Here is a 14067-nt window from a genome sequence, read left to right on the forward strand (position 1 = left end):
GCCGCACCTGTCGACCCTCGCACTCCGGACTGCCCATGACTCTGCCCGACACCACCGCGAACACGGCCGACGCCGACCACACCTTCCAGGTGGATCTGCGCGGCCTTGTCGATCTCCTCTCCCACCACCTCTACTCCAGCCCTCGCGTCTACCTGCGGGAACTTCTGCAGAACGCGGTGGACGCGCTGACCGCCCGGCGCGGCCTCGAACCGACCGCCCCCTCCGACGCCTTCGGCATCCGCCTGTACGCCGACGGTTCTGTGGTACGCGTCGAGGACGACGGCGTCGGTCTCACCGCGGACGACGTGCACGCCTTCCTCGCCACGATCGGCCGCAGCAGCAAGCGCGCCGAACGGATCGCGGAGCAACGCGGCGACTTCATCGGCCAGTTCGGAATCGGCCTGCTCTCCTGCTTCCTGGTCGCCGACGAGATCCACGTCATGAGCCGCTCTGCCCGTACTCCCGACGCACCCGCCGTGGAGTGGCGGGGACGCGGCGACGGCAGCTACACCATCCGTACCCTGCCCGCCGCCGCCCGCCACCGGCCCGGTACCACCGTCACACTGACGCCGCGCGCCGACGCGGACGAGTGGACCCGGCCGGCGCAAGTGCATTCGCTGGCAAGGCACTTCGGCTCCCTGCTGCGTCACCCGGTGACCTTCGACGACGGCACGGGCGGCCCGGGCGCATCCGTCAACCCTGACCCCGCTCCCTGGGCGCGTACCTACCCCACGCCGGGGACGCGTTCCCGCGCGCTGGCCGCGTACGGCGAGGAGGTCTTCGGGTTCACGCCGCTGGACACCATCGATCTGGACCTGCCGGCCGTCGGCCTGAAGGGCATCGCGTGCGTGCTGCCCGAGGCGGTGCCTGCCGGGCGACGCCTCGGCCATCGCGTGCATGTCAAGGGCATGCTGCTGTCCGAGCAGGCCGCGGAGATTCTGCCCGAGTGGGCGTTCTTCGTCCGCTGCGTGGTCGACGCCGAGAGTCTGCGCCCGACCGCGTCCCGCGAGTCCCTGTACGAGGACGACACCCTCGCTGCCGTCCGCGACACCCTCGCCGAGCGGCTTCGCGCGTGGATCGCCCGGGCCGCCGCCAGTGAACCGGACCTGCTCGCCCGCTTCCTCCAGGTCCACCACCTGGCCGTGAAGTCGCTCGCGGTGCACGACGACGAGATTCTGCGGATGCTGCTGCCCTGGCTGCCGTTCGAGACCACCGACGGGCACACCAACCTCGACGAGTTCGCGCGCACCCACCGCACGGTGCTCGTGACGTCGAGCGTGGAGGAGTTCCGGCAGGTCGCGGCGATCGCCTCGGCCGCCGGGCTCGGCGTCGTCAACGGCGGCTACACCTACGACCGTGAACTGGTCCACCGGCTGCCGGAGATCAGGCCCGGGATCAGCGTCGCCGACCTCGACCCGGCGACCCTCACCGCCCACCTCGACCCCGTCGACCGCGAGACGGAACTGACCGCGGCGGCCTATCTCGCCCTGGCCCGCGACGCCCTCGCCGTCTTCGACTGCGATGTCGCGCTGCGCACCTTCCAGCCCGCCTCCGCCCCCGCCCTCCTCGTCGACAGCCGCGACGCCCGGCACGAGCGCACCCGCTCCCAGCTCGCCCGTGAGCAGGAGGGCGGCCTGTGGGGCGACATCCTCGGCGCGCTGCGCCAAGAGGCCCCGCGGGCCCAGCTGATCCTCAACCAGCTCAACCCGCTGGTCCGCACCGCGATCGCCATCGATGCGCCCGAACTGGCCCGCACCAGCGCCGAAGCCCTCTACGGGCAGGCCGCGCTGCTGTCCCGGCGCCCGCTCAGGCCCGCCGAATCGAGCCTCATCAACCGCTCTTTCCTCGACCTTCTCGCCCACGCTCTCCGCAAGGACAGGTGACGATGCCGACCGCACCCCAGACCACCGACGAGCTGTACCAGGCTCTTCAGGAGAACGACCGGCGCCCCTACGGCCGCGCCCGCACCATCGCCGCCGAGGAACTCGTCGAGGCAGCCGAGCTGTTCACCGAGCCTGTACCGCTCGTCGACGCCCTCTTCGAACTCCAGGAGGCGTACACCTACGGCTCCGAACCCCGGAAGTCGCCCGTCGTCTTCGCCCGCCTGCTCACGCTCTTCGACGAGCAGCCCGATGTCTTCGACGAGCGCCTGCGCCACCTGCTGTTCTGGCGGTTCAAATGGGTGGCCAACGCCCTGCGCGCGCTGCCCGAGATACCGCTGACCAGCCTGCGTCAGTGGCTCACGGAGATGGGCGACCGGTACGAGAAGGCCGGTTTCGGCCTTCAGCCCTACTACGGGCAGGCGTACCAGCTCGCCGCTCACCTCGGCGATGACACCACCCTCGCCTACGAGCTGTGGGCGGGACGCACCCGCACCCCACTCAGCGACTGCGAGGCCTGCGAGATCTGCGAGCGCGCCCTGTACCACCTCGCGGCAGGCGACGACGAGCGGGCGCTGCGCACCTGGGAACCCGTCCTGGCCGGGAAGGAGTCCTGCCAGGAGGAGCCGGTCCGCTCCGTCTCGTACGCGTTGTTGCCCTTGCTGCGCACCGGTCGCACCGACCGGGCCCGCGAACTGCACCTCGCCGGTTATCGCGGCTGCCGCCGCAACCCCTCCATGTCCGGGGAGGTCGGCCGGCACCTGGAGTTCTGCGCGCTGACCGGCAACGAGGCACGCGGCCTGGAACTGCTCGCCGAGAACCGGAGCCTGTTCGACGAGGTGGACTCGACGCTGGACCTGTTCGACTTCTGCACCGGCGTGGAGGTCCTCCTCCGGCGCGTCGAACTCCTCGGCCATGGCCAGCTGCCCGCCGCCGGATACGCGGGTCGCACCTGGACGGTGTCCGGCCTGCGCGCCGAGGTGCGGGGCCGCGCCGACGACCTCGCCGCCCGCTTCGACGCCCGCAACGGAACCACGGCCCACACCGACCGGCGCAGGGCGCGCCTCGACCGTGCCCCGCTCCGGGACGCGCTGGAGCTGACCCTGCGCACCCGCAGCCTCGACAACGTGGCCGCGGTCGCGCCGGCTGCTGTGCCCGCCGCCCCCGCAGCCGCCGCCGTTCCTGAGTCGCTTCCGGAACTCATCGTCCGGGCAAGGGTGTTGGACGAACAGGGGCACCCGGACGCCCGTGCCTGCTGGGTGCGGCTGCGCACGCTCGTCGCCGCGCGCGACTACGCCCACCCCGACGACCCGGCCGTGGGCACGCTCGTACGACTGCGCGCGGACCTGCTGTACGACGAGGCGAGCCGGGCCGGTGAGAAGGACGAGTTCGCCGACGCCGCCGCCCTCCACGAGGAGGCGGCAGGCCTGTACGACGACGCCGGAGCGCCGGGTCACGCCGCGCTCGCCCGTGCCGCCGCCCTGCTCGCCGCCGCCGAAATCCCCGCCGAGGGCGCCGACGGAGCCGAGGCGAAGGCCGCCGCGCTGACCGCCGCCCACGCGTCCGTGGTCCGCCTGCACGAGGAGACCCCCGGGCTCACCCCGTACCAGGAGTCTCGCCTGCTGCGGCTGCGGGCGACCGCGCTCGGCCTGCGCCTGCAGGCCTCGAGGAGCGAGGAGCACGTCGCGTCGGCCTTCGCCGAAGTGGACCTGCTGCACGCGTTCGCCACCCGGCACGAGATCGTCGGGCAGATCTCCGGCGCCCGGCTTCTGCGGGCCAGTACGTACGCCGTCTCCGGTGACCTGCCGGCCGCGACCACCGAGATCGACGCCCTCATCGAAGCGCTGGAGGCGCACGGCCCCGCCTGGCATCTGCCCCGCACGCTCGCACTGCGTGGCCGCATCCAACTCGGCCTCCAGGACGCGCAGGCGGCCCACGCGGACCTGGCCGAGGCCCTGCGACTGGCTGCCGGCTGGTCGGCCGACGTGGTCGACGCCGCCCGCCTCCACGGTGAGCTGGCCGGGGCATGCATGCACCTGGGCCGCCCCGACGAGGCACTGCGGCACCTGACGCGCTCGGCCGAGCTGGACCTTCGTCACGGCAGCCGGACAGACGCGTTCTGCACCTACAGCAACGCGGCCCAACTCAGCCTCGACCTGGGGCGCTTCGAGGACTGCATCGCTCTGCTCGACTCCCTCCTGGCCGACCCTGCCGTCACCGCGGGAGAGCTGGACGACCGGCTCGTGGCCCAGTTGCGCCTGACCCGCGCTCGCGCGCTGCACGCGGGGGAGGACCTCAGGGCTGCCACGGCGGAATTCGTCGCCCTCGCGGCCGAGTCGGCCGGCTGGGACGACGACCCGGGGAGCCACGCCATGATCGCCGCGGAGACGGCCGCGCTCCTCGGCGAGTCCGGCGAGTTCGGCCGGGCCCGCGAGGCCGCGGACCAGGCACTCGCCGCCCACGCCCGGGCCCCGCGCTACGAGCAGCTCAGCGACTGCCTGCGTGAACTCGCCCGCCTCCAGGCCCAGCACCAGGGCCCCGACGGTCTGGCCGACGCCCTCGCCCACCTCGCCGAAGCCGGCCGGATCGCCGACGAGGCCCGCGCCGCCGGGTACAAGCCCAGAGGCCGCTCGCTGGAGACCGCTCTGGCCTACGAACACGGGCGGGTCAATGCCTACGCCGGTGAGTACGAGGCCGCCCTCGCCGCCCTGGAAAGGGCCCTCGCCCTGCTCGGCGAGCCGGCGGAGGGGGACCGCGCCGACGAGTGGGCCGAGTGCGTCCGTCTCGCCGGCGCCGTGGAGGGCATCTACCTGGAACGCCCCGCCCCCGCCCTCACCCGCCTCGACGCGGCGGTCTCCCACCTGACCGCCCTGGGCCACACCGGGGAGTCCGAGCCGCTGACCTCCTTGGCGGCCCGGCTGCGCGACGAGGAGTGACGTGACGGCTCCCGGTGCGGGGCAACCGCCTGCCCCGCACTCGGGAAAGCCGGGCCCTGCGCCCTCTTCCGCACGGCCCGCATACCCATGACACTGGCGCGGGTCGAGCTCCACCGGCCTGTGTTCCGTCCACAGCTCTGATGAACCCGCTTGTGAGAGGACGAAGATGAACTCTTCCCGCGCTTTCGACCGCCGTACCGTCATCCGGGGTGCGCTGGCCACCGGCGTCGGTGCCGTGCTCGTCCCGACGCTGTTGTCGGGCACGGCCCAGGCGTACACCTGGTCGCGCACACTCAGCCAGGGAGCCACCGGCGCAGACGTGACCGAACTGCAGATCAGAGTCGCGGGCTGGGCCGCGGACAGCCCGAGCCACAGCGCCGTCGGCATCGACGGAAGCTTCGGCCCCGCCACCGCCGCGGCGGTGCGCCGGTTTCAGGCGGCCTACGGCCTCGGCGCCGACGGCGTCGCCGGCCCCGCGACGCACGCACAGCTCAACGCCCTGGAGCAGTCGGACGGCTCGACGGCGCACTTCAACTTCAGCGAGTTCACCGACCGGGTCAGCGGTACCTTCGCCGGCGGCAAGCTGAGCACCGCCGCGACCAAGGAGAACGCGCGGCGCACGATGTACAAGCTCGAAGCCCTGCGCAAGAAGCTCGGCAACGTACCCATCACCGTCAACTCCGGCTTCCGCAGCATCGCGCACAACGCCCAGGTCGGCGGCGCCAGCGACAGCATGCACCTCTACGGCACCGCGGCGGACCTGGATGTCCCCGGCGTGCCCAACCGGACCGTCTACCAGAAGGCCGAAACCTGCGGCTTCTCCGGGTTGGAGACGTACACCGAGGACCACCAGCACGTCGACAGCAGGGCCGACCTCGGCCGGGCCTGGTGGTGGCAGGACGGCACGATCTGACGCCCCGCACCTCTTCGCGAACGGCGCCGTGCCCGCGGCTCCTTGTACCGAGCCCGAACGGCGGGGGAGCAACGAAACACCCGTGATCCCCAAGCTCAGGGCGCGGTGCCGACTTCACTGACACGCGGTTCTTCGCACACGCGGGCCCGCCCGTCAGCAAGCCCAGAGAGCGAGTTCGGTTCCCGGCACCCGCTCCACACGGAAGGCCCAGGTCGGAGACCTGGGCCTTCCGCGCATGTCACATGCTTACTTCGTCGTGACCTTCACACCGTCGATCACCCAGTACCAGTTGTTGCTGCCGGTGCAGCGGAAGCGGAAGCTGACGTTGGCCGCTCCGGGCGGGGTGGTCAGGGTCAGGGACTGCGGCTGTGAGATGACGTCCGCGGTGTACGACTTGACGGCGACCGCGTCTCCGAAGGGCACGCCGACGACGTCGCGCAAGTAGGAGTAGAAGGACGAGTCCGGCTCGAAGTCGGCTCCCAGGCGCGGGACGCGGGCGACCGACACGTATGTGCTCTCCAGCCCGACTCGTTCGTCGTCCGCGAGCAGCACGCGCTCCAGGTGCCAGACCGGTTCACCGGTCCGGACGCCCGCATCTGCCGCCAGAACGGCGGGGCAGGGAAATCGGTCGAGCCCGATGAGATTCCGCCCCGGCCCGCGGTTCTGGCGGCGTACGCCCTTCGTGTAACTGGCGAGCGAAAGAGGCTCGGGTGCACCGGGATGGAAGTCGAGCGGCGTCGGATCGTTGTTCGGATGGTCGACGCATGGGATGTTCGCAGATGGGAGCCGTCACCGGGCGCCAGGCCCGGTACGCACGCGGAGCCGGTCGGGCGGACAGCGGGATCGCGGGGAGGGCGCGGCGGGCCATGCCTCTGGGCCACTGGGCGCGGACCGGTCAGCGGGAGACTGCCCAGGGCCTCCAGGACCTCCAGGCCTTCCTGGTGCGGGCGTTTCCTCCTCAAGCTGCTGCCGGGCGCGCAGCCTCTCCGACCTGTGAACCTGTGACGGCCGTGGGCGGTCGACGTGATGGCTGCGGCCGACTGGACGCGGTCAGTTTTCAGTCCGGGGGTCATTTTCGCTGAACCCTCCCGCCTTCGATTGTGGCGGTCGAGCTGCCGGTTTTAAAAATCCGCGCAGGACGGCGATGCGGCAACGACTTCACGTCGAAAATGGCCTGAACTCCGAAAAACGCGCCATTGTCTCGCGGCAGACGCGGACACAGCCTTCCGACACCTCAGCCGAAGGGAATACTCCGGAATTTCTGGAGTCCGGACGCGCGCCTCTGAAGATTCACATTGAAGGCATTCGATGACCGTCGGTGCATGTGGAAATCTCACGAGGGAATTCCGGTCGCCGCTGGCCGAAGAATGCGAACCGGTGGTGATGAATGACATTTCCGAAGCATTCGCCGAAAATATTTCCTTGTCCGGCGGCGATTCTTCTCTCCGTTGCATCATCGATTTCTGATACGCAGCCTCATATCGGCGATCCGGTCCGATTCCCCGTGCACTTGTAGCGATATGCGAATGCGATAATCGATCCCTGTGCCGGCGCGGTCGCGCATTCGGCTATTTCGATCCTGGCCCGCGCTCCCTGAGGCCCCGAATCGCTGTGACGGCCAGGGCGTCATGATGCGGAGGCGCCGGCGGTCGGGGCGCAAGCGACCGTCCGGGCGCCGTCGCGTCGCCGTCGCCGCGGAGCGCGACGCGCGCCCACGCGAAACGCTCGGCCGGAGGACTCCGGCCGAGCGTTTCGTTGAGCTGCTGACAACAGCGGCTTGAGCGGCGGATCCGCCACGCCTTCTTGCACTCACCACCGGGGTCCCGTGCCGTCGGCGTGGCTCCTAGGCCACTGTCAGGTCAGATCGTCGGGGTTTCGTCGACGATCTCCTTGTGCGGTTCGACGATGAACTTCCAGCCGTCGCTGGGCTCCAGGAACCGTACGCGGGTCGGGTAGATGTCCAGGGCGCGGCGGTCGCGGTTCTGGCCGTTCGCGTTCTTCCGTCCGCGGGCCGGCTCCTCGTAGAGGTCGACCTTGACGTCGGGCACCTCTACGGATTCCTCGCTCCAGCGCTGAACGACGCCAGCGCCGAACGCGTCCCGTGCGGCGGAGTACAGCAACTCCAGGGATTCCTTGCTCCCGTCGGGCACGAAGAGAGCGAGGTTCAGGAGGATGCCGGCACTCTGGAGAACTTCGATTTCCTCCCCCGTCTTGTCGGCGACCCAGATCCCGCGCTCTTCGGCATTGTCCGGGAGGATGTGGACTTCCTCACCGAAGCTCGTCCTCGCAGTGAAGGACCCTCCCTCAAAATTCTTACCCGGCTTCGTAAGGAAAGCCGGGGAGTAGCAGTCGAGAGGAAGGCCATCCATCTCTGCCGAGACGAAGATGCCGTCCTGGAGACCCAGCTCCGAAGCTTCCTCGGTCGTAAGACGTCGAGCCGTGACCTTCTCGGTATTCACGCCATTCCCCTTTTTTTGCGGCGTCCGGTAAATCCATTAAGACTCTACCACGAAAATGATCAGCCAGTTTCCGTCACGGATGCCTTCATGTCTACGGCCGCACCGGTCGACCCTGCGAGTAATTGATCCTGGGGAAAATGACACCCACAGAGGAAATCCGTGGAGCCCGAGAGGTGGCCCACCCGGTTCGACGGCATTTTCGGCAATAAAGTCGATCGCCGAACTGAATGCGAGCGGACTCGACCGAATGGCAGAAAAACAGACACATGCCGCCTTGTCGCGCCCGCAGCGCGCGCTGTGACGACGCCCCCGTGCCCCCCGGAAGTCCACCCGGCCCGGACCCCGCCGACCCGGCGCGGACCCCGCCGACCCGGCCTGGGCTCCGACCCGGCCTGGGCGCGGCCCGCCGCGTCAGCTCGTACGGCTGAGCACCCCCTTTCGGGGAGTCAGGGAGGTGTGTCGCCGCGTCGCGCGGTCGTGTCGAGGAGTTCCGGCAGGTCTTCGAGCCGGTCGAGCCCCTTGACCGCGCGGGCCATGCGGTTGTTGGCGGCCAGCCGGTCGCGGTGGCGGTGCAGGAAGGCCCAGTATCCGGCGGTGTAGGGACAGGCGCGGTCGCCGGTGCGGTGCGTGGGACGGTAGGCGCAGGGGCCGCACAGATCGCTCATCCTGTGGATGTAGGCGCCGCCGGACGTATAGGGCTTGGTGGTCATCAGGCCGCCGTCCGCGTATTGGGACATGCCGACGACGTTGGGAAGCATCACCCAGTCGTAGCCGTCGACGAAGCACCGGTGGAACCAGTCGGTGACGGCGGCCGGGTCCCAGCCGTCCTGGAGGGCGCGGCTGCCGAGCACCATCAGGCGCGGGATGTGGTGGGTCCAGCCGGTGTCCCGTACCTGGGCGAGCACGGTGGACAGGCAGTTGGCGGTGACCGCGTCGGCGTCCAGGTGGAGGAACCAGTCCGGCAGCGGGGCGGTGTGACGCAATGCGTTGCGGTGACGGTAGTCCTCGCCGAAGTGCCAGTACAGGTGCCAGACGTACTCGCGCCAGCCGGCGATCTGCCGGACGAAGCCCTCGACGCTGTTGAGGGGCGCGTCGCCGTCGCGGTAGGCGCGCTCAGCGCGTTCCACGCATTCGGCCGGGTCGAGGAGGCCGAGGTTCAGGGGTACGGACAGCAGGCTGTGGCTCATCACCGGGTCGGCCGCGAGCATGGCGTCCTCGTAGCGGCCGAAGTCCGGCAGCCGGTGAGTGATGAAGTGCCGCAGCGCGGACAGTGCCTCGCGCCGGGTGGCGGGGAAGAGCCTTGGCCCGTCACGCCCGACGAAGGAGACCTCACCGTCGCGTTCCCACCGGTCGAGGTCGTGGCGGACTTCCTCGTCGATGGCGTCCTCGCGCGGCCGCCAGGGACCCCGGACGTCAAGGGTCTCCCGTCGGCGCGGTGGGGGTTCGCGGTTGTCGTGGTCGAGGTTCCACCGGCCGCCGACGGGCTCGCCGCCGTCCATAAGCAGGTCGTGCCGCCCGCGCACCCAGCGGTAGAAGCTCTCCAGTCGCAGACCCTGTCCGCTGCCACGGCCGGCCCACTCCGCGAAGTCGTCGTGACTCACCATGAAGCCTCTCGCCGGCAGGACCTCCACCTCCTTCCGCGCGACGGCGAAGTCCAGCGCCCGGCGCGAGGTGGGGTGGCAGACCGTCAGCCGGTCACCGGCCGCGCGCTTACGCGAGGGGTTCGCGCTCCCGTGCCGAGTGCTTGACCGGCGAGGTGCGGGGTGCGGGGCGGCCCGTTCCAGGCCCTCGGCGTACGTCTCGGCCCGGACGTAGGTGACCCGGTCGCCGAGTTCGGCGGCACGGTGGCGCATCGCCGAGAGCACCAGATGAGCTTTGGCGCGGTGGAAACGCCGCCGGCGCAGCACCGAGCGCGCCTCGATCATGACCGCCGGGGCCTGGGCGTCGGGGCCGCCGTGGTGGGGGTCGAGGAAATGCGGACCGAGTTGGTCCCCGAACAGCCAGTGGGTGCGTGGCGCCATGGGGTTCTGCCTCTCACGGTCGTTGTCCGCGCGCGGGTGCGGCGCCGGGGTGACGGCGGGACGGGGACGGGGACGGGAGCGAGTCGGAGACGCCGGGGCAGTTGACCGGAGAGGGGCCGACGCGCTGCGCGGCGAGGATCGAATCCGCCGCTTCACTGATGCTGTCAGCCTCCAGTGGCACCCGTACGCCGACACTCCGCCAGGCCGGTGCACGCGTGGCACCGGCGACCGGACTCGTCAACCGGCCCCCGCCGCACGGCGCGTGCTCTCACACTTGCCTGGCTTGTGACTTCCGTGGCGTATCCGGCCGGTGGGCCGGGCCGTGTATTCGTCCCGCCTCCGGGACGTCCCCGACTCCAGGGTGACCGGCCCTTGCGCGCCGTCCCGCACGGCAATGACGGCGGCATCGCCCGATCCGGTGTGGCCGGGGTGGCGCAAGCGGCCGGTGCCGCAACTGGCCGGGTGCCGGGGCCGGAACCTTCCGGTTGCGGCACCCGGCACCCGGCACCCGGCACCCGGCACCCGGCACCCGCATCGAGTCAGAGCAGATAGCCCAGCACGTTCAACACGATCAGCACGACCACCATGGCCAACAGACGCACTGTCGGACGAACCTGTCCACGCGGCGAAACCCGAAGGCGGACTCCCACCTTGATCTTGACGTCCGCACCCTGCGTCGCCTTACTGGTTTTCTTCTTGCTCATGGCATCCTTCTGCGCTCGTTCGTTGATGACGCAGGGACCTTGACGCAGCCGCGGGTTAGCCGCGCAACCTCCAGGTCCGGCGTGCCCGGCTGCCTCTCGCTAATGGCACCGGCGAGCTCCTGCTCGGCGGCGGCCTCGGTCTCGTCCTTCCCGGCGGACGCCGGCTCGACGTCGGCGAAGGGAGCAGCCTCTTCCAGCCGCTTCCGCGCCGGCCGGGGTGTTTCCCCTCCGGGGTTGTTTCCCGTCCGGGTGTTTCCCCTCCGGGCGGAGCCGACATCGCGCAGAGTGCTCCGTATGACGACACCCGCTGAGCTGCTCCGCTCCTTCGCCCGCACCCGGGCCTCGCTCGACGGCGAGGAGGTCACCTACTGGTGGTCCGGAGACGTGTACGCCTGGGCCCCCGACGAGCCCTACCAGCGCGTCTTCGGCTTCGAAGGGGTCAACGTGGCCCGCCTTGTCCAGGACGCGGAAGACGGCCCGGACACCTGCCAACTCCTCACCCGGGAGGCCGCCTTCTACCTGGACCCCGTTACCCGCGCGATCCTGGAGACCTGGCAGGACCTGCCGGTGACGCACGTCTGGAACGACCCGGCGAACCAGAAGTGGCGCCCTTTCCCGATCCCGACGACCGAGCTGGGCGAACAGGTCTGCTTCAGCCTGGAGATCCCACTGGCCTACCCCTCGCCCCTGCCGGTGGCCCAGTACCCCTCCCACTCCGCCGGCGACACGTACAGGGCCTTGGAGCTGTTCCAGTTCTTCGCCGACCGCGCCGACCTCTCCGGCCCGGCGCCCAGCGTCCCGGCCACCATGTCGTGGACCCGGATGTCCCCGTGGCTCCCGTGGATGGCCCGCGGCCAAACGCCCGGCGGACTCACCTTCCACTGCCGGGGCCGCAAACTCGGGTCGTACGCCGAGGTCCCCGAGCGCACCCGCGCTTATATCGCCGACCACCAGCCGGAGTTCGCCCGGGCCCCGGAGAAGTGGAGCGAGCCGAACGAGACCAGCTGGACGTACTTCCGCAAGCTCAACCCGCCGAAGTAACGTCCCCGTCAGGCCTGTTCTGTCAAACCCTCGAACACGTGAGGCAACTGTTCATGAAAAGCACTGACGTGTCACAGGATTCGGCGGACGTCGTGGCCGCGGAATGGGGAGACGTACTGTCCTGTGGCCCGGAGCGGATCGACCCGATCGCTCCCCGCACGGCTTACGGGCACCCGTCGCTGCGGAGTCTCTTCCCCATGTCAGCCACGGGGTTATGTACTTGAGCCGGTGCACCGAATATCCGTGGACACACGACGTCGGAACCGCTATCCCTGAGGCCGTCGGCGGTTACCGAGTGCGCCGCACGTCCGACAACACACTCATCGGAGAGGCAGACACGGCAGAGGATGCCTACGCGCTGATCGCCGCCCATCTCCCCGAGGACTGCGGGCCGGCTGTCGACGGCTCACCGGACGACCTGTGACCGCTGACGTCGTATCCGTGGGGTACTCCGGGATACGTGGCTCGGTGGCGGGTTCAGCACTGGGTTCAGGACGAGGGACGACGGTGTGAGACACCGAACCGTACAGTTGCACCCTATTCGTATGCCAGGGCGACTCGCTCTACCTTATGTGCGGCGCTCGCCCACGGCTTCTTCGTACGACAGCAGGAAATCGTTGAGCACTGAACCCGAGAACGGATCCCTCGCCGGATCCTCCGGGGTGACGAGGCTGACCGTGAAATAGGTGGACAGAAGCAGGCCGATACCCTCCGCAGCCTGCGTATCCTCCGAATCGGCGCACTCGACTTGCGTTACCCGGCGTGCGCGGAGCGGCTGTGCGCGCAGGTGGTAGAAGATCGAGAACGGCCCCTCTCCGCTGGAATTGAGGGCGTATCCGTGCTCCTCCCAGAAGCCTTCCATTTCCTGCCCGGCAGAGAAGGTGATGACGTTGGGAAAGCCGTCGTCATCGGGATCCGGGAGCCTCCAGTCGGTCAGATCCGATATGGCGAAGGGCTCCGCGTAGAGGAACAGGCCGGGCCAGCGTCGGAGCTGCCGCTGGATGAACCGCTTCATCACCGCGGGCAAGGCCGCATCCGCGATGAAGTCGCTCGAACTGCCTGTGATTTCCACAGCTGCTCCCATCGCTTCCGTCGGCTCCCGTCGGCTTCCGTCGGCTTGCGTGCGACCGGACGGGGCCCGTTGGCGCGGCTGAAGGTCGCCCCGCGCCGGGTACCGCGTCACCGTACGGCGGACCGGCCGGAGGCGGGCGTACAGATTGCCTCGTCCCATGATCCTGGCCAAGGTGTCATGTCCGTCGGCGGGCCCGGCGCTCGCTCGCCGTGACGGCCCGACGCTCCCCCGCAACGGCCGATCGAACACGACAGCGCCCCTCCGGTCGCCCGCGCGTATATCGGGAGGAAAGAAAACAAACCGCCTTATGGTGGCCTGATGCGACTTGTACCCTGGTGGGCGTTGCTCTCGGCGGGGTTGGCTCCAGTCCTGTTGGTTGCCGGCTGGACGACCGCGGAGAGGTTGCAGGGGCCCGGCTACAACCCCAGTACCAAGACGATCAGTGTTCTGGCGGCTTATGGTGCTCCCGGCTACTGGGTGATGACCGGCATGATGATCGCCCTGGGCGTCTGTTACATGGTCACCGCCCAAGGGCTCCGCGGTGCCGCGCTCGCCGGGCGGGCGGCCCTCGCCGCCGGCGGGGTGGCCGCGATGGTGCTGACATTGGCCCCCGCCCCGCCCTCCGGGGGTTCTTTCGGACATGGCGCGGTGGTCACGGTCGGGTTTGTGCTGCTGGCCGGGTGGCCGGTGCTGGCCGCCGATCGCAGTGGCATCGCCCCCTGGGCGCTCCAGCCCACCGTGGCGATCGCGGTGACCGCGCTGATGGCCGCGGGCGCGGTCTGGTTCCTGGTCGAAGTGGCGATTCAGGGGATCGCCGGAATCGCGGAACGCGCTCTGACGTTCGCTCAGGCCCTGTGGCCCCTGCTCGTTGTCGTGTCGTGCGCGCGCCATCCCGCGCGCAGCGAATCTGCGCCGTGGTTCAGCCGCGGATGACGCGCGCTTCAGGCGCGGCAGGGGTTCTCCGGGGCCCCGGCCTGGTGGACGGGGCCCCGGCCTGGTGGTCGGCGCCCCCGGCCTGGTGGACGGGGGCCTCGGAGGGTG

The 14067-nt window shown here is 70.0% G+C and carries 12 protein-coding genes; 7 read left to right on the forward strand and 5 right to left on the reverse strand.

Going from position 1 to position 14067, the window contains the following annotated elements:
- Positions 1-35: 35 nt before the first annotated feature.
- From ACIP6N_RS10405 to ACIP6N_RS10415, 3 genes are all read left to right on the forward strand, one after another.
- Positions 36-1883: an HSP90 family protein gene (locus ACIP6N_RS10405; protein WP_401814486.1), complete on the forward strand. Its 1848-nt coding sequence runs from the start codon at positions 36-38 to the stop codon at positions 1881-1883.
- A gap of 2 nt (positions 1884-1885) precedes the next feature.
- The gene (locus ACIP6N_RS10410) at positions 1886-4816 is read left to right on the forward strand and encodes a hypothetical protein (protein WP_401814488.1); all 2931 of its coding nucleotides are present in this window, start codon (positions 1886-1888) and stop codon (positions 4814-4816) included.
- A gap of 166 nt (positions 4817-4982) precedes the next feature.
- Positions 4983-5729: a D-Ala-D-Ala carboxypeptidase family metallohydrolase gene (locus tag ACIP6N_RS10415; protein ID WP_401814489.1), complete on the forward strand. Its 747-nt coding sequence runs from the start codon at positions 4983-4985 to the stop codon at positions 5727-5729.
- A 246-nt stretch (positions 5730-5975) separates the two neighbouring features.
- Here ACIP6N_RS10415 and ACIP6N_RS10420 read toward each other — a convergent pair whose 3' ends face one another.
- Positions 5976-6500, reverse strand: a complete 525-nt coding sequence (locus ACIP6N_RS10420; protein WP_401815208.1) for a UTRA domain-containing protein — start codon at positions 6498-6500, stop codon at positions 5976-5978.
- Positions 6501-7037: 537 nt separating this feature from the next.
- Between ACIP6N_RS10420 and ACIP6N_RS10425 the strand changes: the two genes are divergently transcribed.
- The gene (locus ACIP6N_RS10425) at positions 7038-7196 is read left to right on the forward strand and encodes a hypothetical protein (RefSeq protein ID WP_401814491.1); all 159 of its coding nucleotides are present in this window, start codon (positions 7038-7040) and stop codon (positions 7194-7196) included.
- A gap of 392 nt (positions 7197-7588) precedes the next feature.
- Here the strand turns inward: ACIP6N_RS10425 and ACIP6N_RS10430 are convergent, their stop codons facing one another.
- The 3 genes from ACIP6N_RS10430 to ACIP6N_RS10440 all read right to left on the reverse strand — a co-directional run bounded on the left by ACIP6N_RS10430 (position 7589) and on the right by ACIP6N_RS10440 (position 10913).
- Positions 7589-8188, reverse strand: a complete 600-nt coding sequence (locus tag ACIP6N_RS10430) for a hypothetical protein (RefSeq protein ID WP_401814493.1) — start codon at positions 8186-8188, stop codon at positions 7589-7591.
- 446 nt (positions 8189-8634) lie between these two features.
- Positions 8635-10209 carry a cryptochrome/photolyase family protein gene (locus tag ACIP6N_RS10435; RefSeq protein ID WP_401814495.1) on the reverse strand — a complete coding sequence of 525 codons (1575 nt, stop codon included), beginning with the start codon at positions 10207-10209 and terminating at the stop codon, positions 8635-8637.
- 539 nt (positions 10210-10748) lie between these two features.
- Complete coding sequence (locus ACIP6N_RS10440; RefSeq protein ID WP_401814496.1) at positions 10749-10913, reverse strand: hypothetical protein; 165 nt, start codon at positions 10911-10913, stop codon at positions 10749-10751.
- A gap of 294 nt (positions 10914-11207) precedes the next feature.
- Between ACIP6N_RS10440 and ACIP6N_RS10445 the strand changes: the two genes are divergently transcribed.
- On the forward strand, positions 11208-11954 hold the full coding sequence (locus ACIP6N_RS10445) for a DUF1838 family protein (RefSeq protein ID WP_401814498.1): 747 nt from the start codon (positions 11208-11210) through the stop codon (positions 11952-11954).
- A gap of 214 nt (positions 11955-12168) precedes the next feature.
- Entirely contained in the window at positions 12169-12378 is a 210-nt protein-coding gene (locus ACIP6N_RS10450) for a DUF6193 family natural product biosynthesis protein (RefSeq protein WP_401814500.1), read from the forward strand.
- 144 nt (positions 12379-12522) lie between these two features.
- On the opposite strand, the gene ACIP6N_RS10455 is transcribed toward ACIP6N_RS10450, so the two are convergent.
- Complete coding sequence (locus tag ACIP6N_RS10455) at positions 12523-13026, reverse strand: hypothetical protein (RefSeq protein ID WP_401814501.1); 504 nt, start codon at positions 13024-13026, stop codon at positions 12523-12525.
- 318 nt (positions 13027-13344) lie between these two features.
- Here ACIP6N_RS10455 and ACIP6N_RS10460 point away from each other — a divergent pair, with 318 nt between their 5' ends.
- Complete coding sequence (locus ACIP6N_RS10460; RefSeq protein ID WP_401814502.1) at positions 13345-13959, forward strand: DUF998 domain-containing protein; 615 nt, start codon at positions 13345-13347, stop codon at positions 13957-13959.
- The last annotated feature ends 108 nt before the right edge of the window (positions 13960-14067 follow it).

This window comes from Streptomyces sp. NPDC088725 (assembly GCF_044751305.1).
In the GTDB taxonomy this organism is placed as follows: Bacteria; Actinomycetota; Actinomycetes; order Streptomycetales; family Streptomycetaceae; genus Streptomyces.